Below are 19635 nucleotides of genomic sequence, written 5' to 3'. Positions count from 1 at the left end.
CATGTAATTTACTTTATGTATCTAATAATTTTTGCCGGATTACCAGCTATTATACAATTGGAAGGAACGTCCTTTACTACTACTGATCCTGCGCCGACAACTACATTATCACCAATGGTTATACCTCCAATAATAGTGGCATTGGTGTACAGCTTTACGTTGTTTCCGATTTTTGGTCTGTTCCCATTGTTTTCACCTATGGTAACCAGTTGGTTCATATATAAATTCTTACCAACAGATTCCGCATTGATAATACTGCTATAGGGATGTGCCAGTATTACGCCACCTCCCAACTTTGTGTTGATGTCTATTGTAAACCGCTGGTCCCGGGGGAAAAATATGCGTAAAAAATTACTTAGGAACCCGCGGGTTCTAAAATAAAACAATGTTCTAAAATACTTGTCGGATGCAAGCTTTTCAAGGAGGTCAAAAAATATTCTAGACCTATTGGAAGGTTTCTTTTTTTGCGAATAGATGTCCTCTATAATGGTCTCTTTATTGGGAGATCGTAAAAACCCGATACCATGGAGTATAAAGGCAAATCTGTATATCTTAATAAATAACCTTCTCATTATATCTTACTTAGTATTTTATCTTCCCATTGTTGCATTACATTACTTAAAAGATATTGTTGAACGGATTCCAGCCCGTTTAAGGCTAGTTTTTGCCTCAGGCTCTCATCCGAGCTTAGTCTTAATACTGTTTCTGCAAATGCTTCCTGATTGTCCAATTCCACCAAGATACCATCTTCCCCTGATTTAATTATGTTTCGTGGGCCTGTGGGGCAGTCGAAAGATACAATTGGAAGTCCTGAGGCCTGTGCTTCCAATAATACCATAGGAAAACATTCTTGTTCTGAAGTCATAAGGTACATCCCCCTTGTCCCCATAATCTCGGAAAGATTGTTGACCGGTTTTAGAATTGTAACAGAATCCTCCAAACCAAGTTTAATGATTAGGTCGTTGAGCTGCTCAACTTCATTTTTAGGACCATCCCCATAAATTTCCAAACACCAAGAATCATCCCATTCTTTGAATTTTGCCCAAATTTCAAGAAGAACATCAAAACGTTTCACGGGAGATATACGACCCGCAGCAATGGCTATGGGTTCCCTTTCATGACTATTGAGAGTTCTTAATTGAGTAAATGGAATAGGGTTGGGAATATACTGGACTTTATCCGAGTTGTAAAAGGTTGTTTCTTCTTTGTTCAAAACCACTTGAAAGTCCAACCTGGATTCAATATAGTTTTCAAATCTGTTAAATAGCGTAACTTTTTTTTGTGACCGAAAAAATTGAGTAAAATGATATTCCTTTAAAACCTTGGATTTGGACTTTAAAAATGGAAAAAAATAGGTCACCGGAATATGATTGGCTATAATCAACAAATCGGGACTGATTTTTTTTAGCGACTTCTTCAACAACCAAAAATTCTTGATGACTTTAGGAAGATTTTTTTTTCCGAAATAACTTTGGTTTCTGTCGTAATCAATACCTAAATCAAGTATTCCAATTTTAGGGTCAAATTCATAAAATGGAGTGTTTGCGCCTTGTTCTGTGGTTATGATATGGACAACATAGTTGCTGTTGACCCAATGATTCGCTTTCAATTGAATGAGACTATTGATGCCTCCAATTTTATGGAGCTGGTCTGTTAAAATAACAATGGTCTTCATTCTACGGTTAGTGGGGTTTTAAAATTTATCTTCTAAAGTATAAGATATAAGGCGCATTTAAAACGGATTTCTTTAAAAGACCTAATCTTTAGTTGAATTGTAACCTTTAGGTGGTTAAGCTTTTAAATAAACTGTTCCATTGCTTTGCGATTTTCTCGATCTTATAACGATTTATGGATTCGATGGCGTTCTTTCCCAATCTTTCCCGCAATTCTTTATCGTCAATAAGTTGACAAATTGCGTTGGATAAAGCTTCGGTATCTCCATTTTTTACCAATAGCCCATTTTCTCCGTCGATTATGATATCTGATGGACCATATGGGCAGTCAAAAGAAATAGAGGGTAATCCACATGCCATAGCTTCCGTAATAACCATTCCAAAACCTTCGAATCTACTGGAAAGCACATGAATGGCTGTTCTTTGGAATTCGGAGGCAATGTCTTTGGTAGGATTGTGAAGAAGTATGGAACTGTTCAAATTGTATCTGTCAATCAGGGGAGTAACAGAGAAATGCGGATTTTTTGTACCATAAATTTCAAGTTTCCAGTCAGGATGCTTTTGGTTGACAGACTTCCATGATTCAACCAAAAGATCATATCCCTTTTGGAAGCAATGTTTACCCACAGCTATTACCGATTTACTTTTTTCCAAAAAATTAATTTGTGGAGAAAAGGATAGGGGGTTGGGAATAACCGTAAGATTAGAAAGGTTCCACTCATTAAGATTTCCATTTGTCAATACTACAAAAGCATCATATTTAGATGCACCCCAAGACATCAATTTAAATTGTATGCTATTTTTTATTCTTTGCACTAGTGATGGATTTTCATTTTTAAAAGCTATGTTTTTCGAAACATGCCTTTCATAGATCATTGGCCTTGATTTCCCTATAAAAAGGGGAAGGAGCATGCCCTTTAACCCATCATCGCAAACCAAAATAATATCGGGGTCAACCTTGGAAATTGTATTCTTGATACCTTTTAAATAACCTTTAATATAATGGATAGGGGAGCGTTTTAGTTCAATATTATGTGTTTGGATCGCAGAACTAAAATCGAAGAAAAGGGAGTCTGTTGTGTCATTTAAAGTCAAAATGTGTACATCATGTCCAAGTTCATCGGCAAAATAACTTGCTTTTATGGATAGAACCCTTTCCAACCCGCCCGGACCGCTTATTTGATTTGTAATATACAACAGTCTCATAATGACTTATTTTAATTCAATTCCAAATTGTTTAAGGCCTTTCTCAAATAATTTTTGGAATATTCAATGTGTTGATGAATACTACCCTGAATTTCATCGTAATTGATAGTACCTAAGTTATCCCAAGAAACATTATCATTTTTGCCAAAAAGACGACCATGTATATTGAAAAGGTTCAATAGGTCCCTCATTCTCGTATTTATGGCCTCTTTTCTGTTGAAAACAACCATCTCTTTTTGGAAAATAATAGAGAAGGCAACTGCATGAAAGGAATTTGCAACTACCAGTTTTGCGTTTCTAACAAGATCTAAGAAGACTTCTGGACCTTCTAGATAATAATTGTAGTCCGAATAGGTGTTCAACTCGTTCATGCTGATTATTTTGTAGCCTGTGTTTTTTCGAACCTTCTGAGCGAATTCTTGTATTGCAGGGTTATAATCAAAATCATAGATGAAAATGTAGTCTTCATGAACTTTTTTTGGTTTTGCAATGCTTGCCCAATGATCTTTATTCAATAAAAACACAGGGTCCAAAACTTGGACGACATTATCAATCCCTAGGTCATTAAGGATTTTTACACCAGATGTTTCCCGAACCGCTATGTGGTTTAAACGGGAAACCTTTTCTTTTACGAACGGTTTTAAATTTTCTTCCAAACTATCAATGGCAAAACTCGCAGCATAGGAAATTTTTAATTTATTGGAAGGAACAAAGTCCAAGTAAAATGCAGGGTCTTTACCGTTCTCAAAAAATGAGTTCCAAATTTGATCACTTCCACAGATATATGCTTCGGCAATTGGAAGGTAATTTTTTAATTCCTCATTGTTTTTATAAAGGGTATGGGTAGAAGGAATATAGTTTTTTGTAAACTCATCAAAATTCCTTTTCCTTTTCCTGTTATAAAGCCTTTTGGGAAGTTTTAAAACTAGATAGATTAAACGGGTTAAAATATTTCGACTAAAGAAGGGATGCGAAACCTGCCAAAGGTTAAAGTGATTGCTAAGGTATGGTGGTTTGTAGTTTATTGTTTCAGATGTGTGGCCTTCTTCTTTCAAAAATTCCAAAAGGGCGTATTCTTGAAGGCTAGCACCATAATTATAAACATCGTGGCAGGTGATGGTTAGTACTTTCATATATTTTAAAATAATTTAAGGAGCTTAATCTTCATTAAACAATTTATACATTAAAGCCAGCGATTTTTGGGTCTCTTTTTGAGATTGTGACTTAAGGTTCATGGTAAGCTTTTGCGTAAGATCTTCATCATTAATTAATTTGTCGATAGCATTTGCTATTTCCATTGGTTCCATGCCAACAATTAGTCCTGTTTCGTTATTTGTAAGAATCTGTGATGCTGTTGGGAAATTTGTGGTAACAATGGGCTTATTTAAAATTCCAGCCTCAATGATAGTACGGCCTAATCCTTCAAAAATTGAAGATTGCAAGTAGATGTCACAATCTTTGATGTAAGGAAAAGGATTTTCCTCATACCCTACCAGACTAATACAGTTTTTCAATCCTTTTTCTGAAATCAGATTTTCTAAATATTCCCTTTCAGAGCCTTCTCCAATTATATAAAGATGTATGTTGTGGCCTTTATTAGTGAGTATATTAACGGCCTCAATTGCAAATTGAAAAGATTTTTGTTTTGCAAGTCTGCCTACACTTACGATGTTAACCTTATTTTTATTAAATTCAATTTTCTTTTGTTGAAGACTCCAAGAATTTATTTCTACTTCGTCGATGATATCTCTAATAAATATAACGTCATATTCTGGATAGGTTTTTTTCATTTCCTGTTGGACAAATGGAGAAACCCCAATTATTTTATCAAACTCTTTATATATAGATTTATCTTGAGGGGCATAATAACCAGCCTTTTCATAATCAATGTTTACCCAAGCAATTTTTTTTAAAGCATTAACTTTTTGGGATATGAAATAGGACGCAAAACCTTGCCCCCAACCAATAGCTATATCATAGTGCCCTTCATGTTTTGGAATTGAGGTCTTAATTGATTTCCAAAGCAGTTGTGCATTGTGATATTTTTTATTGTAGTTTAAAAACTTAAAAATTCTAAATTTAATTCTTTCTAGTAAGCTAGGTTTGTAGTCTATAGATGATAATTTAATCTCCGCTGGAATGAACTTCTCAAATTCTCCGCCTTTTTTATATTGAAGGATTTCTATCTCATATTTATCAAGGTCTAGATTATTCAACAAACTTATCAGACTCTTCTCAGCCCCTCCCAAATGCAAGGATTCAATTAAAAATAATATCTTTTTCATAGTTGATACTTTTCAATAAAACTTTCTGGATTAGTATAGAAATCATCTATTCTTTCCTTGATTAAATCTTCGTCCCAATCCCACCAACTTATTTTCTTTAGAATATCAATCTGACTTTTATTGAATTTAAATTTTAAGATTTTGGCAGGATTACCACCGACCACTGAGTAGTCAGGTACATCTTTAGTTACAATTGAATTGGCAGCTATGGTGACGCCATCTCCAATATGAACACCTGGAAGGATGATACTGTTCATTCCTATCCAAACATCATTACCAATGGTTATCCCCTCTTTTTGTTCAACATTCCATTTTTTATTAAATTCAGATTCATTTACATTTTTATACAAATTAATGGCTAGGGGAAAGGATGTGATTTTGGAGGTTGTATGGTGACCCTCATCAGCAATAAATCTTACATTATTTGCGATGCTACAATATTTTCCAATTATTATTTCACTTTTAGTCCATCTCCATACTAGAGCGCCATTTTCATATGTACGATGACCTAAGGTGGTGTAGGGGTCATCTTTAAGGAAAATGTAGTCATGAATTCTGAGAACATTTTTAAAGTTTAATCCTAAAACCCTCCAAATTAAGCTTCGGATAAAAAACATCATATCTATTCTATTTAGAAAGTTTTTTGGTTACCTGCCTTATTAATCCTTTTTCATAATCATTGACAGCTATAAAATACATCACGAGGAAGTAAACTATACCATAAAGGCCAATCTTTAATATAAAATTTAACCAGCCAACTCCCGGTATGAACATAATTGCCCCTCCAATCAAAGTAATTAATATTTGCGACGGTAAAATTTTATTAAATGTTTCTCTAAAGAATCTAAAAATATTCAATTTCAAAGCCTTATGATAAAAGACGTTCATAATATTTTGGGCTACCATCCATCCAATGATGGTCCCAGATATCATACCTAGTGAACCATAATACATCGCGAGAATATATCCCAACAAAGTACCTAATAACAGACAGATTAAGTATGTAATTGATTTAAAGGCGACTTTGTTTTTTGCCTCGATTAGGGGACCAGTAAATCCTTGAACCAATGGTATTGTATAAGCGAGCATGATCAAAAGGGCTATTGTCCATGAGATATGATAGTTATCTCCGACCCATAGGGTGACAAATTGTTTGCCATAAAGAACAAAAGCTCCAAGAATAAACATTAGAACAAATAACGAGACTCTACCTATTTTTATCATTTCGGAAGTTAAACTTTCAGGACTAGCGCCAAGAACTATCATTTGTGTGGCCCTAGGAACAAAAACACTTGTAATGGCGCTTGAAAACGCGCCATAGTAACCACCAAGCATTAATCCGACAGCATAGATACCCAGTACTTCTGGTGTGGAAATATTACCTAGAGCAATGTGTCCGGCTTTCCATTGAAATTGAGCAACAATACTGTAAATAAATATCCAAACAGAATAAGCAAAAATTTGTTTTACGTAGTTTTTATTAAAAGTGTGAAGTTTAAATTTTACCTTCAGCTTTTTGTTTACAAAATAAAACATTGTAAGAATAACGATTACATTGAAAATAGTATCCAATATCACTATGGACATTGACTTTCCTCCAAAGTAAAGCAAGAAAAACACCAATAGCGACCTTAATATATATCTTATAATACTAATTGACTTTGGAAAAATAAAACGCTCATACCCAAGTGATATTCCAGTAAATGCGCCCCCAGGAAGTCCAATGGCAATGTTAAAGATTAAAATTAAAAATATAGTTTTGGCCAATTTGATTTCCTCTAGATTCATTTCCGAGAAATAGTGATCTAAATTAAAATAAATACCAAACCCCACTAATAATACAATAGAGGAGATTATTAAATAAAGAATCATGGTGATGGCTAAAAAATTCTCTTCTTCCTCTGTTTTTTTCTCAGCTTGATATTTAGCAACAAATCGAATAATTGTATTGTTCAAACCAAAATCAAGAACCGAGAAGGTTCCAATCAAAGCTCCTACAGTGGTATAAATACCATATTCCGAATCACCCAAAGAACTTATTATGTATGGTGTTAGAATAAGTCCAATTAAATTGGTGAGCAGAATACTAACATAGTTAAGAGCAGCCCCCTTCTTGATTTGGCTCATATGATTATAATTATTTGGTTGGGCTTAACTATTACAACCTAGCTTCAACAGCTTCCTTAATAATGCCCTTCACGTCATAAAGTACACCATCTTGTTTGAGCAATGGCCTTAACTCCATTTCCAAAAACTTTTGATGGGCGACGGTGAGCACAACGGCATCAAACTTTTCATTAGGAAGGTTTTTAGTGATGGATAAACCATACTCATGTTCCACCTCGGCAGGGTTGGCCCAAGGGTCATATACAGTGACATCGGTGCCATAATCCATCAATTGCTTGATCACATCCACCGCGCGCGTATTCCTCACATCTGGGCAGTTCTCTTTAAAAGTAATCCCTAATACCAAAACCTTTGCCCCTTTGATGCGCAGGTCTTTTTTCACCATCAATTTGATAATTTCAGAGGCAACGTAGCCTCCCATACTATCGTTCAAGCGTCTACCCGCCAATATAATTTCCGGATGGTAGCCGAACTCCTGGGCACGCTGTGCCAAGTAATAGGGGTCGACACCTATACAATGTCCACCGACCAACCCTGGTTTAAAAGGCAGAAAGTTCCATTTGGTCCCAGCCGCCTCTAAAACAGCATGAGTATCAATGTCCATGAGATTGAAAATCTTGGCAAGCTCGTTCACGAAGGCAATATTGATGTCCCTTTGGGAATTTTCAATAACCTTAGCTGCTTCGGCAACTTTTATGGTTGGCGCCAAATGCGTGCCAGCTGTAATTACTGAGGAATAAAGCTCATCCACAACCTTTCCGATTTCTGGAGTGGAGCCAGAGGTTACCTTTAATATTTTTTCAACCGTATGTAATTTATCCCCCGGATTGATACGTTCAGGCGAATATCCTGCATAAAAATCCTCATTGAACTTTAATCCGCTTACACTTTCGAGTACCGGGATGCATTCTTCTTCGGTAGCCCCGGGATATACAGTAGATTCATAAATAACAATATCACCCTTTTTCAACACCTTGCCCACTGTTTCACTGGATTTTTTCAATGGGGTCAAATCGGGTCTATTGTTTTTATCGACAGGGGTAGGGACGGTAATTACGTATATATTGGCATGGGCAATATCATCGATTTTATTGCTGCAGTAAAGTCCATTGGAGTCCAATGGTTTATCTACAAGCACCGATTGAAGCACATCGTTTTCCACTTCCAGTGTGGAGTCCACTCCGGTCTGTAGTTCTTTAATTCGAGCTTCGTTGATATCGAAACCGACAACAGGATACTTTGTGGCAAACAATCGTGCCAAGGGCAGGCCTACATACCCCAATCCTATTACAGCTATTTTGTTGTTGTTCATGTTAGTGTTTTTGTTGTACCGTTTTGCTTTTGGATAGCGTGTTTTGTTGTTCTTAGAATCCTATTTTTTTCCGATTTGATAATACCTGATACCAATACTTTCCATTCGTTCCCCATCATACTGATTACGACCATCAAAAATCAAAGGGTTCTTAAGGTTATTCTTGATTGCCATAAAATCTGGTGACCTAAACTCCTTCCATTCTGTCAAAAGCAACAACGCATCGGCATTTTCCAGTGCTTCGTACCTAGAGTCGGCGTACTCAATTTTTTTGTTATCCTTTAAATAAAATTCTTTGGCTTCGTGAACCGCTTTGGGATCATAGGCCTGTATCTTGGCCCCGAGTTCTGTAAGTTTGTTTATGATATAAATTGAGGGGGCTTCCCGCATGTCGTCCGTTCCTGGTTTAAAGGATAGACCCCATACGGCAAATGTTTTACCAGATAGGTCTTTCCCAAAATGTTCGATAACCTTGTCAGCGATGACCAATTTCTGTCTATCGTTAACATCCTCTACGGCATTGAGCAATTGTGCTTGATAGCCATGTTGTTGAGCTGTCTTCTTAAGTGCCTTAACATCTTTTGGAAAACATGACCCTCCGTAGCCGCTACCGGGATAGATGAAGCTGTAACCAATTCGGCTGTCGGACCCAATTCCAATTCTTACCTTGTTTACATCAGCGCCCACCAGTTCACAAATGTTCGCCACCTCATTCATGAACGAAATTTTTGTGGCAAGCATGGCGTTGGCAACATATTTGGTCATTTCTGCAGAACGCACATCCATCACCAACATACGGTCCATGCTACTTCTAAAGAATGGAGCGTAGAGCTGGCGCATTTTCTCTGCAGTAGCTTTATCCTCGGTACCAACAACAACCCTGTCCGGTTTCATAAAGTCACCAATGGCGTCCCCTTCTTTTAGGAATTCAGGGTTTGAAACCACATGAAAATCGATGTTGGTATTTCTTTTGATCAACTCTTCTTGGATAACCTCCTTTACTTTGTCGGCCGTCCCAACTGGAACTGTGGATTTGTCTACAATGATGAGAGGTTGGCTCATGTGCTTTCCAATTTCGGAAGCAACATTGAGTACGTATTTCAAATCCGCAGAACCATCTTCCCCCATCGGAGTGCCCACGGCAATAAAGGCCATGTCGCAATCTGCCAAACAATCCTTCAGCTGGGTGTTGAAGAATAAGGTTTTATTGTCAACATTACGTTGTACCATAGCCTCAAGACCAGGTTCGTATATGGGAATAATCCCTTTTTTTAGGTTTTCTATTTTCTTTTCATCAATATCAACGCAGGTCACTTTGTTCCCCATTTCGGCAAAACAAGTTCCTGTCACCAATCCAACGTATCCAGTTCCTATTATCGTTAAGTTCATTTTGTTCTCGTATTTTATTTAAGATTCTTCCAGTACCAATTCACGGCTTCTTTGAGCCCTGATCTCATATCGTATTTGGGACTGTAGTTGAGTAGGGTTTTTGCTTTTTCAATAGAGGCTAGGGAGTGGGGGACATCTCCTTGTCGATTAGGGCCATATTTTGGTTCGATTCGTTTTATTTCGGCATCAAACTCACCTAAAAACTCCTTTAGTAGCCCAACAAGTTCGTTTAGGTCGGTCCGCTCTCCAAAGGCTACATTGTATACTGTGTTCACGGCTTCTTTGTTGGTGCTGGTCAGTGCCCTTACATTCATTTCGATGACATTATCAATATAGGTGAAATCCCTGGAAAAAGAACCATCTCCATTAATGACCGGTGATTCGTGCTGCATTAAATGCATAACAAACTTTGGGATTACCGCGGCATAGGCCCCATTTGGGTCTTGCTTTCTTCCAAAAACATTGAAATAACGCAGTCCTATGGTTTGAAGCCCATAAGTTTTGGAAAATATTTCGGCATAAAGCTCATTCACATATTTAGTGATTGCGTAGGGGGATAGAGGCTTCCCTATCTTGTCCTCAACCTTTGGTAGTGACTCGGAATCCCCGTAAGTTGAAGAACTGGCAGCATATACAAAACGCTTCACCTTGGCATCGCGCGCTGCAACCAACATGTTCAAAAATCCGGAAACATTCACCTCATTACTTGTAATAGGGTCGTTTATAGATCTAGGGACCGACCCCAAAGCGGCTTCATGTAAAATGTAATCAACGCCCTCACAGGCTTTTTGGCAATCATCCAGATTTCTAATATCACCTTCTATCAATTTAAAATTGGGATTGGATTGTAAGTGGGCGATATTTTCTCTTTTACCTGTGGAAAAGTTGTCCAAACAGGTTACTTTATTTCCATTGTCCAACAATGCTTCACATAGGTTGGAGCCAATAAATCCAGCTCCTCCCGTAACTAAAATAGAATGTTCTTTGTTTAGGTCAAGGTGTGATATATCCATGGGTGTTTAAGAAAATTTCGAGCAAATATGAAGAAAAGTAATTAGAACCACGCTGGTTTTAGGTGAACTTTTGATAAAACGGACAAAATACATGTTTAGTGTCAAAATGGCTGTTTAATTAAGAAAAATGGTGTCTCCGTGATTGAACAAACTTTATGCTGATGTGCTTCCGTTTCCATGTACTTCGTTTCTACTGCTATAATAGGTTTTGTACCAAGTAATGAATTTTCGAATACCGGATTTGATGGGAGTGTTCGGCCGGTAGTTATAATCTCTTTCCAGTCCTGATACATCGGCCCAAGTTTTTTCCACATCCCCTGGTTGCATGGGCATCATTTCTTTAGATGCTTTTAAGCCAATCTCATCTTCTATTGCTTCGATAAAGTCTAGCAATTTGACACTTTTACTGTTTCCGATGTTGTACAGATGATAAAGGTTGTCAGAATTATAGGCAGCCGTATGCCTGTTTTCAACTATTTGGGTAATTCCTTGTACGATATCATCTATATAGGTAAAGTCCCTTTCAAGCTTTCCGTGATTGAAGACTTTTATCGGTTTATGCTTTAGGATGGCGTCCGTAAACAAAAACATGGCCATGTCAGGTCGTCCCCAAGGACCATACACGGTAAAAAAACGCAGCCCGGTGGTTCTTATACCATAAAGGTGACTGTATGTGTGGGCCATTAACTCGTTGCTCTTTTTGGAGGCAGCGTACAGGCTTATGGGATGGTCTACAGAATCGGTGGTAGTAAAGGGTATTTTTTTGTTCATTCCATACACACTGGAACTGCTGGCATACACCAAATGTTCTATCTTATGGTTCTTACAACATTCCAAAATATTCAAAAAACCTACAATATTGCTGTCCACATAAGCTTCTGGGTTTTCAAGACTGTAACGTACCCCAGCTTGCGCGGCCAAATTGCAAACGACATCAAAATGATTGTGACTGAACAATTGTGGCAAATTTTCGCGGTCTTCAATCGACATTCTAACAAATTTGAAACTTTTAAAAGAATCACTTGCCACTGCCTTATTTTGATGAAGCGCATTATCCGAATCGATACCAAGCTCTTTTAAACGGTCCAATTTTAACCGGACATCATAATAATCGTTGAGATTGTCGATACCCATCACATTATGGCCATTTTCAATCAATTTTTGGGTTAAGTGATACCCTATAAATCCTGCACACCCGGTTACCAGAATTCTCATAGTTGAAAAGTTTATACAAAAATGGGGAATTAATGGAATTCGCGGACTACTTTTTAGTAAAACTAATTTGTGTCGTTATTTTAGACAGTATGGAGGGTTTTGTATACACTTTAAAAAGTACAGTGCCGTAAACGTAAATTTTCAACTTTCACCTGATTGCAATTCTTTCAACTTACCATCATTCCAACACTTAATCGATTATTTTTTGTGTTTGGCGAATAGTAAAGCGAAATGGTTTCCAGCCCCAATTTTACTATTACATTTACTTTCGAGAAGAAATTCTTGTCCTACTTATATCAACCCAAAACTGATAATGGAAACCACAGTATTAAAAAAAATTTGGTTGTCGCCACCCCATATGGGCGGAAATGAGGAAGCCTATGTAAAGGAAGCCTTTGAAACCAATTGGATAGCCCCTTTGGGCCCCAACGTACAACAATTTGAAAAATCAATTGAGGATTTTATAGGCAACAATGTTCATTCAGCTGGCTTGAGCTCTGGAACGGCAGCTATACATTTAGGTCTTGAACTTTTAGGTGTAGGCCATGGTGATGAGGTGATTTGCCAGAGCTTTACTTTTGCCGCCTCCACAAATCCAATTACTTATTTGGGTGCCACGCCCATATTTGTGGACAGTGAAGAAGAAACCTGGAATATTTCCCCTGCATTATTAAAGGAGGCCATTGAGGATAGATTGGCAAATGGTGAAAAACCCAAAGCCATTGTAGCAGTGCATTTATATGGTATGCCCTATAAGGTGGATGAAATCCACGCCATAGCAAAGGAATATGACATTCCTGTGATAGAGGACAGTGCCGAGGCACTGGGAAGTTCGTATCAAGGATTTAATTGCGGAAGTTTTGGTGAGATTGGAATCCTATCCTTCAATGGAAACAAAATTATTACTACATCAGGTGGAGGTGCCCTACTTTGCAAAGACCAAAAGACAAAGGAGAAGGCTGTTTTCTTGGCCACACAGGCGAGAGATAATGCTCCCCATTACGAACACTCCCATATAGGTTACAATTACAGAATGAGCAATGTGCTAGCGGGTATTGGACGAGGGCAAATGGAGGTTTTGGGAGATAGAGTGGCCGCAAGAAGAAAAAATTATGAATACTACAGGGAGCACCTGTCGGACCAGTCCAAAATCACATTTCTGGAAGAACCTAAGGGTAGTATATCCAACCGTTGGCTCACATGTATTTTAACCCCTTCTTTTGAGGACAGGGAGGGAATACGAATTGCCCTTGAACACGAGAACATAGAATCAAGGCCCTTGTGGAAGCCAATGCATTTACAGCCAGTATTCAAAAATAATAGTTCGTATGTAAACGGTGTCAGTGAAGACCTGTTTAATCGTGGACTATGTTTGCCAAGTGGGTCCAGTTTGGAAACCAGTGATCTGGAAAGAATTTGTGGAATTATCAAAAGTGAATTAAAATGATAAAAGAATTCTTTTTTAGGACCGGCCAGCGATACGCATCAAAGTGGACCGTACTTTTGATAGACCTTTGTATAGTTTCATTTTCCTTTATTCTTGCATACTTTATCAGGTTTAACCTGAGCTTCGATTTTGATGTGGAGCAGTTGTGGATGCAATTGCCAGTTGTAGTTGTATTGTTCTTTTTGGCCTTCCTTATATCAGGTAGTTATAAGGGTGTGGTAAGACACACCGGTATAAAGGATGTTTATGCCATTTTTAATGCTGTATGTTTGGCAAGTATAGGTGCCATTGGCGTTGTAATGTTCAATAGGTATATGGTGTTCTTTGAAAAATTCACCATCCCTTTGTCCATAATAATAATCAATAGCTTGCTTACCTTCATAGCATTGTCCGCATCTCGGATGGTATTTAAGATTGCTTTTGAAAGCTTGATGAACGGTAATCAGGTACCAACTAAGAACTTGATTATCTATGGTGCCGGGGAATCAGGAATCATTACATATAATACATTGACCAATCACTCTAAGATGGGAGCAAAGGTCATTGGTTTTGTAGACAATAACTTGCAGAAAGTAGGAAAACAGATCAATGGGGTCAAGGTATATGACAAGTCGATTTTGACCGAGGATTTTGTCAAGTTCCACAATATCTCAGAAGTAATTTTTTCTATACAGAGCATCAATCCCAAACAATTGAGGATCCTTGTCAATGAGATTGTAGATCTTCCAGTAAAGGTAAAGATTGTCCCTCCTGTCGAGGACTGGATCAATGGAGAGCTCAAGGTTTCGCAGATCAAGCGAGTTCAAATTGAGGATTTATTGGACCGTCCACCTATTGAGATCAAGAATAGTAAGGTGATGAAGGATTTTGATGACAAAGTCATTATGGTGACCGGGGGCGCTGGTTCTATAGGAAGTGAATTGGTAAGGCAGATTTGCAAATACAACTATCGCTCTTTGATTGTGATAGACCAAGCAGAATCAGCTCTTTATGATCTACAGCAGGAGTTGAAACAGGCCGGCTTTTTCAATTACGTGCCCATTGTGAGCGACATTAGGGACAAGAACAAGATGCGTGTGCTTTTTGAGCAATATAAACCCGATCGGATTTTTCATGCGGCAGCCTATAAGCACGTACCCCTTATGGAGCAAAATCCATATGAGGCGATCAAGATCAATGTTGCCGGTACCAAGACCATTGTCGATCTCGCTTGCGAATATGAAGTTGAAAAGTTTGTGTTCGTATCGACGGATAAGGCGGTAAACCCGACCAACATTATGGGTGCGACCAAGCGAATTGCAGAAATGTACATTAGCTGTAGACAGCAAGAGGGAAAAACAAAATTTATAACGACAAGGTTCGGGAATGTACTGGGATCAAATGGATCCGTGATTCCTTTGTTCAGAAAGCAAATCGAAAAGGGAGGCCCATTGACTGTAACGCACAAAGACATTACCAGATATTTTATGACCATTCCAGAAGCTTCACAATTGGTATTGGAAGCCGGGGCCATGGGCAAAGGTGGTGAAATCTTTATTTTTGATATGGGAGAATCCGTTAAGATTATGGATTTGGCCAAGAATATGATACGACTCTCAGGTCTTCACTATCCGGATGATATCGATATCAAGGTAACCGGGCTAAGGCCAGGTGAAAAACTGTATGAAGAGCTTTTGGCAAATGGTGAGAATACGCTTCCTACCTATCATGACAAGATTATGATCAGTAAGGTGCGTGAAATCGATTATGTGGGAACTCGAACCATGATAGACGAACTTTGTATTTCCAATTTGTTCTTTAAGGACAATGTGGTAAAATTAATGAAGGACATAGTTCCGGAATATATATCCAACAATTCAGATTTTTGTAAATTGGACAAGAAAACACCAATAAAGGAAACACCGAAAACCTCTAAGATTGGATATCCTCAATTCAATAACTAAACACTTTCCCGATGCATCAAAAAATTAAACATGCCATAATACTGCTTGCCATATCCTGTGTTGTGGTCTCATGCACATCATCAAAAAAAGTTGTGTATTTTCAAGATTCACAGGATTTTGAAACAATTGTTACCGAAAACAGATTTGAACCCAAGTTTAAGGTGGATGATGTGATCAGTATTTATGTGGCGACCTTGAACCCAGAAGCTAGTGCTCCTTTTAACTTGACCATAGGGGTTGCGGCCAACGGACAATCGGAATCATTGGACTATATCGTCGATAAAAACGGGGATATTGAGTTCCCTGTGATTGGAAAAGTAAATGTATTGGGGTTGTCCCCGGAGGAACTTAAGGTTGATCTTAAGGAAAGGCTTTCATCTTACTTAAAAGATCCAATTATTAATGTAAGATTGAGAAACTTCACCGTAACTGTATTGGGAGAGGTACGTAGCCCGGGAACCTATCCAATTATTGGGGAACAAGTGACAATATTGGAAGCGCTTGGATTGGCAGGAGACCTGACCATTAAAGGTAGAAGGGAAAATGTAATGGTAATCAGGGACTTTGATGGCGTAAAGGTTTATAATAGGTTGGACTTGACTTCCAAGAATGTAATGAACTCTCCAGCATATTACCTCACACAAAATGATGTGGTTTATGTAGAACCAAACAAATCGGCTGCTGTCTCTTCTTCATTGGACAATAGAACTACGATAGCACTTTCCATACTTTCTTTGATAGTAACAACTACGTTATTCTTGACGCGCAATTAATTTACAATACCATTTCAAATTCTTAAATAGTAATCTTTGGAAAACAAGTTTTCATTTAAAAGTATTGATTTCAAGGAAATAATTAGACAATATACGAGTAAGTGGTATTTGTTTTTACTCGCTATTATGTTTTGTTTAGGTATAGCTTTCCTTTACAATCGCTATACAGCACCGCTCTATGATGCCCAGGCTCGAATCAAAATAGAGATGGAGGGGAACAATAACCCCGAACTTGCGGTTTTTCAGGATTTGGGTGCTTTTCAGGGACAGATGAATCCAATTATCGATGAGATTGAAATCATCAAATCTCGGTCTAACTTTGTAGAAGTTGTAAAAAAGCTTCAGCTGAACACACAAATTTTTAGATTGGGTAATATTCTAGATTCTGAGATATACAGAGACTCTCCTTTCAATTTAAATTTTAAAGAATCGGATTCCATAGTAAGCCAATCTGGCTTCAGCTTTTATTTGAATGTAATGTCCGATGCAACATTTGGTTACAAGAGACAGGAAGATGAGCCCTATAAACAAAACACTTTTGGCTCCAATATTTCAACTCCATTGGGAGATATGATCATAACGCCAAGTGTTGAAAACATAAAGATTTACAAGGATAATGAATTTAGAATTGTAATCAGACCCGCTACTGTGGTTGCTGATAGTTATCGAGGCCGTGTTCAAATTACTCCATTGGAACGGTCTTCGAATATTTTGTCCCTTTATCTTCAGGACAGGATTCAGCACAGGGCACAGGACATTATCAATGAACTTATAGCAGTCTATAATGAAAATGCTATTGAGGACAAAAAGATTGCCGCGGACAAGACTTCTAATTTTATTGATGCCCGTATTACCGAGATTTACTCTAACCTTTACAATGTCGACCAATCCGCGGAAGAGTTCAAGACCAATCGTGGAATTACGGATATATCATCCGAGTCCAATATCAACTTAAGTGTGGGTATGGAGAACAGACAACAGTTGGAAAGTGCTTCTTTGCAATTGAATATGGCATCTTCCATGAAGGACATGGTCGAAAACCAAGACGGTTATGAGATTTTGCCATCAAACCTTGGGCTCTCCGACCAAACGATTACAGGAACTACCGCGCGGTACAATCAATTGGTTGCAGAAAGAAACAGGTTGTTGGAAAGTTCCAGTAATCTGAATCCTGTGGTTCAAAATTTGGACAAGGAGCTTAATACCTTAAAAAGTAGTTTACTTTCGAGTTTGAACAATACCACGGGAAACCTGGAATTGCAAATAAATAGTTTGGCCCGACAACAATCCCGAATCAACAGTAAGATTTATTCAGCACCCGGAAATGAACGCGAACTACGTGATATTACACGGAAATTGGAGACCACGGAGTCTCTGTACCTATACCTTTTGGAAAAGCGGGAGGAGGCTCAAATAGCCTTTGCCTCAGCTTCCCCGCCATCATCCATTGTGGATGCTGCATATAGCACCAGTTCTGCCCCAGTGGCCCCCAACAAAATGATCAATTATGTGGCGGCCTTGTTCCTTGGGTTTGTACTTCCGTTCATGTTTATTTATGTATCGGGATTATTGGACAACACGTTAAATAGCAAACAGGATTTGGAAGGTGTCATAGGGAACAATATCCCTGTTATTGCCGAACTTCCAAAGATTGGAAAAAAGGATCGAAAGATTGTAAAAAAGGACGATCGTTCAGTATTGGCGGAGTCCTTACGAATCTTAAGGACAAACCTTAACTATATTCAAAAGAGCCAGAAATCGAAACCGGACAATCTTATATTTATAACTTCCAGCGTTCCTGGAGAGGGTAAAACATTCATTTCATCCAATCTGGCCAAGATCTATGCTGATACAGGGAAGAAGGTCTTATTGTTGGGAGCGGATATCCGAAACCCTAAACTGTATGATTTCTTTTCCAGTGACGAAAATGTTGAGATGGGAAAGGGTATTCAAACCAGAAGGAGTACAAAGGCAGGACTGACAGAGTTTCTCGTCAATTCTGATTTGAAGGTACAGGACATCACCGTTCCGGCTCACATCAATGAAAACGAAATAGACCTTATATTTTCTGGAAAAATACCGCCAAACCCAACAGAGCTACTGATGAACCCTAGAATGGGCGAATTATTTGAGAAGGTATCCAAAATGTACGATTATGTTATCGTGGACACCGCACCATTAATGGTAGTGACCGACACGTTGTTGATCAGTGAGTATGCCAGCCAAATTCTATATGTGGTCAAGGCGGGTGCAACTGAACTTAAAGTCATCGATTTTCCATTAAAGCTGAAAGAGGAAGGCAAATTAAAAGGACTGTCCTTTGTGGTCAACAATGTAAAGCAATCCGAATTGGGCTATGGTGGAAAATACGGCTACGGTTACGGAAAGTCCGTTAAAAAATGGTGGAACTTCTCCTAAAGATCAATAAAAGGTCTGAATTGTATTTTCGATGATAGGGAAGAGATGATCCAATGTCTTTTTTGATATTTTGATTTCTTTCAACAACATCAATTGCCTGATGTTGTGGACATCGCTTCCTACAAAATCGATCATACCGTCGTTCAATAGTTTCTCAGCTGTTTTATGCACAGCCTTTCCATAGGATTTGGGACTCAACGACAATAGATTGAGCTGAAACAAGACTCCTTCAGATTTTAAGGACGCATACTTCCCATATTTGCCATGATAGTACATATACCTTTCCGGGTGTGCCAGTATTGGAAAATATTTGTGCTTGGCGATTTGGTCAACGGCCACATCAAAATTGAAGGATGGCTGTAAATACGACATTTCAACTAGCAAATAATCCTTTCCCAAAGGCATTACTTGTTTGCCATGGAGTATGTTTTCAAAATTATCATCGATCATGTGTTCAGCGGCATACTCCAAATTGACTTGCAAACCATCATTTTTTTGCAATTCATTATAAAGTTGACCATGTGCCTTTTTGATTGTACTAGGAGTGTTGTCATAGTAATTGTGCATGATGTGTGGCGTGCATATAAAATTAGTCACCCCAAAATCGGAAAACCCTTTGAACAACTCCAACGAATCCCCAATAGTTTTGGCGCCATCGTCAATACCAGGTAAAATGTGGTTGTGGATATCCACAAGGCCGCTCAAATAATCGACCAAGTAAATTTTCTTCTGAAAAATACTTATCATGCATAAAATTTGGAATCCAAAGATAAAGTATATAAAACCTTAATCCATAGCCGAAAAATTAAATTAGGGCTTCCGTTGCATTAAAAT

General features: G+C 38.1%; 15 protein-coding genes and 1 pseudogene. 4 read left to right on the top strand and 12 right to left on the bottom strand.

Translation table 11 applies throughout. The features are described 5' to 3' along the window. Nucleotides 1–8: 8 nt before the first annotated feature. From J0656_RS04645 to J0656_RS04595, 11 genes and pseudogenes are all read right to left on the bottom strand, one after another. Entirely contained in the window at nt 9–572 is a 564-nt protein-coding gene (locus tag J0656_RS04645; RefSeq protein WP_207031886.1) for an LbetaH domain-containing protein, read from the bottom strand. Next, nucleotides 572–1675 carry a glycosyltransferase family 4 protein gene (locus J0656_RS04640; protein WP_207031885.1) on the bottom strand — a complete coding sequence of 368 codons (1104 nt, stop codon included), beginning with the start codon at nt 1673–1675 and terminating at the stop codon, nt 572–574. The genes J0656_RS04645 and J0656_RS04640 overlap by 1 nt, the downstream gene beginning before the upstream one ends. A 106-nt stretch (nt 1676–1781) precedes the next feature. Further along, nucleotides 1782–2879, bottom strand: a complete 1098-nt coding sequence (locus J0656_RS04635) for a glycosyltransferase family 4 protein (RefSeq protein ID WP_207031882.1) — start codon at nt 2877–2879, stop codon at nt 1782–1784. 11 nt (nt 2880–2890) lie between these two features. Then, nucleotides 2891–4012: a polysaccharide pyruvyl transferase family protein gene (locus tag J0656_RS04630; protein ID WP_207031880.1), complete on the bottom strand. Its 1122-nt coding sequence runs from the start codon at nt 4010–4012 to the stop codon at nt 2891–2893. Nucleotides 4013–4036: 24 nt separating this feature from the next. Beyond that, nucleotides 4037–5164, bottom strand: a complete 1128-nt coding sequence (locus J0656_RS04625; RefSeq protein WP_207031878.1) for a glycosyltransferase — start codon at nt 5162–5164, stop codon at nt 4037–4039. Nucleotides 5165–5306: 142 nt separating this feature from the next. Continuing rightward, nucleotides 5307–5445, bottom strand: a pseudogene (locus J0656_RS20420) (DapH/DapD/GlmU-related protein); the annotation flags it as partial. A 346-nt stretch (nt 5446–5791) separates the two neighbouring features. Beyond that, entirely contained in the window at nt 5792–7291 is a 1500-nt protein-coding gene (locus J0656_RS04615; RefSeq protein ID WP_207031875.1) for an oligosaccharide flippase family protein, read from the bottom strand. Between the two features lie 31 nt (nt 7292–7322). After that, nucleotides 7323–8603, bottom strand: coding sequence for a nucleotide sugar dehydrogenase (locus J0656_RS04610; RefSeq protein WP_207031874.1), 1281 nt, complete (start codon nt 8601–8603; stop codon nt 7323–7325). A gap of 60 nt (nt 8604–8663) precedes the next feature. Continuing rightward, nucleotides 8664–9992, bottom strand: a complete 1329-nt coding sequence (locus J0656_RS04605) for a UDP-glucose dehydrogenase family protein (protein ID WP_207031873.1) — start codon at nt 9990–9992, stop codon at nt 8664–8666. A gap of 14 nt (nt 9993–10006) precedes the next feature. Further along, the gene (locus J0656_RS04600) at nt 10007–11005 is read right to left on the bottom strand and encodes an SDR family oxidoreductase (protein WP_207031872.1); all 999 of its coding nucleotides are present in this window, start codon (nt 11003–11005) and stop codon (nt 10007–10009) included. Between the two features lie 153 nt (nt 11006–11158). Next, entirely contained in the window at nt 11159–12220 is a 1062-nt protein-coding gene (locus tag J0656_RS04595) for an NAD-dependent epimerase (RefSeq protein WP_207031871.1), read from the bottom strand. A gap of 313 nt (nt 12221–12533) precedes the next feature. Here J0656_RS04595 and J0656_RS04590 point away from each other — a divergent pair, with 313 nt between their 5' ends. Genes J0656_RS04590 through J0656_RS04575 form a run of 4 tightly spaced genes read left to right on the top strand, consistent with a single transcriptional unit; the run spans nt 12534 to nt 18801 of the window. Continuing rightward, nucleotides 12534–13667, top strand: a complete 1134-nt coding sequence (locus tag J0656_RS04590; protein ID WP_207031870.1) for a DegT/DnrJ/EryC1/StrS family aminotransferase — start codon at nt 12534–12536, stop codon at nt 13665–13667. Then, nucleotides 13664–15610 carry a polysaccharide biosynthesis protein gene (locus tag J0656_RS04585; RefSeq protein ID WP_207031869.1) on the top strand — a complete coding sequence of 649 codons (1947 nt, stop codon included), beginning with the start codon at nt 13664–13666 and terminating at the stop codon, nt 15608–15610. Before J0656_RS04590 ends, J0656_RS04585 begins: the two co-directional genes overlap by 4 nt. A gap of 11 nt (nt 15611–15621) precedes the next feature. Beyond that, nucleotides 15622–16383 (top strand): polysaccharide biosynthesis/export family protein, encoded by a 762-nt coding sequence (locus J0656_RS04580; RefSeq protein WP_207031867.1) that lies wholly within the window; start codon nt 15622–15624, stop codon nt 16381–16383. Between the two features lie 36 nt (nt 16384–16419). Then, complete coding sequence (locus J0656_RS04575) at nt 16420–18801, top strand: GumC family protein (protein ID WP_207031865.1); 2382 nt, start codon at nt 16420–16422, stop codon at nt 18799–18801. A 3-nt stretch (nt 18802–18804) separates the two neighbouring features. On the opposite strand, the gene J0656_RS04570 is transcribed toward J0656_RS04575, so the two are convergent. Continuing rightward, nucleotides 18805–19548: a tyrosine-protein phosphatase gene (locus J0656_RS04570; RefSeq protein ID WP_207031864.1), complete on the bottom strand. Its 744-nt coding sequence runs from the start codon at nt 19546–19548 to the stop codon at nt 18805–18807. Between the last annotated feature and the right edge of the window lie 87 nt (nt 19549–19635).

The sequence above is a fragment of the Flagellimonas aurea genome (assembly GCF_017313785.1).
Classification (GTDB): Bacteria; Bacteroidota; Bacteroidia; order Flavobacteriales; family Flavobacteriaceae; genus Flagellimonas; species Flagellimonas aurea.
The sequence above is the reverse complement of the archived record's forward strand: the minus strand, read 5'-3'. Positions and strand labels throughout refer to the sequence as shown.

Bases quoted from the DNA above. Each gene is read 5' to 3' on its own strand.
- J0656_RS04645 (WP_207031886.1), bottom strand. From the start codon at position 572: ATGAGAAGGTTATTTATTAAGATATACAGATTTGCCTTTATACTCCAT.
- J0656_RS04640 (WP_207031885.1), bottom strand. From the start codon at position 1,675: ATGAAGACCATTGTTATTTTAACAGACCAGCTCCATAAAATTGGAGGC.
- J0656_RS04635 (WP_207031882.1), bottom strand. From the start codon at position 2,879: ATGAGACTGTTGTATATTACAAATCAAATAAGCGGTCCGGGCGGGTTG.
- J0656_RS04630 (WP_207031880.1), bottom strand. From the start codon at position 4,012: ATGAAAGTACTAACCATCACCTGCCACGATGTTTATAATTATGGTGCT.
- J0656_RS04625 (WP_207031878.1), bottom strand. From the start codon at position 5,164: ATGAAAAAGATATTATTTTTAATTGAATCCTTGCATTTGGGAGGGGCT.
- J0656_RS04615 (WP_207031875.1), bottom strand. From the start codon at position 7,291: ATGAGCCAAATCAAGAAGGGGGCTGCTCTTAACTATGTTAGTATTCTG.
- J0656_RS04610 (WP_207031874.1), bottom strand. From the start codon at position 8,603: ATGAACAACAACAAAATAGCTGTAATAGGATTGGGGTATGTAGGCCTG.
- J0656_RS04605 (WP_207031873.1), bottom strand. From the start codon at position 9,992: ATGAACTTAACGATAATAGGAACTGGATACGTTGGATTGGTGACAGGA.
- J0656_RS04600 (WP_207031872.1), bottom strand. From the start codon at position 11,005: ATGGATATATCACACCTTGACCTAAACAAAGAACATTCTATTTTAGTT.
- J0656_RS04595 (WP_207031871.1), bottom strand. From the start codon at position 12,220: ATGAGAATTCTGGTAACCGGGTGTGCAGGATTTATAGGGTATCACTTA.
- J0656_RS04590 (WP_207031870.1), top strand. From the start codon at position 12,534: ATGGAAACCACAGTATTAAAAAAAATTTGGTTGTCGCCACCCCATATG.
- J0656_RS04585 (WP_207031869.1), top strand. From the start codon at position 13,664: ATGATAAAAGAATTCTTTTTTAGGACCGGCCAGCGATACGCATCAAAG.
- J0656_RS04580 (WP_207031867.1), top strand. From the start codon at position 15,622: ATGCATCAAAAAATTAAACATGCCATAATACTGCTTGCCATATCCTGT.
- J0656_RS04570 (WP_207031864.1), bottom strand. From the start codon at position 19,548: ATGATAAGTATTTTTCAGAAGAAAATTTACTTGGTCGATTATTTGAGC.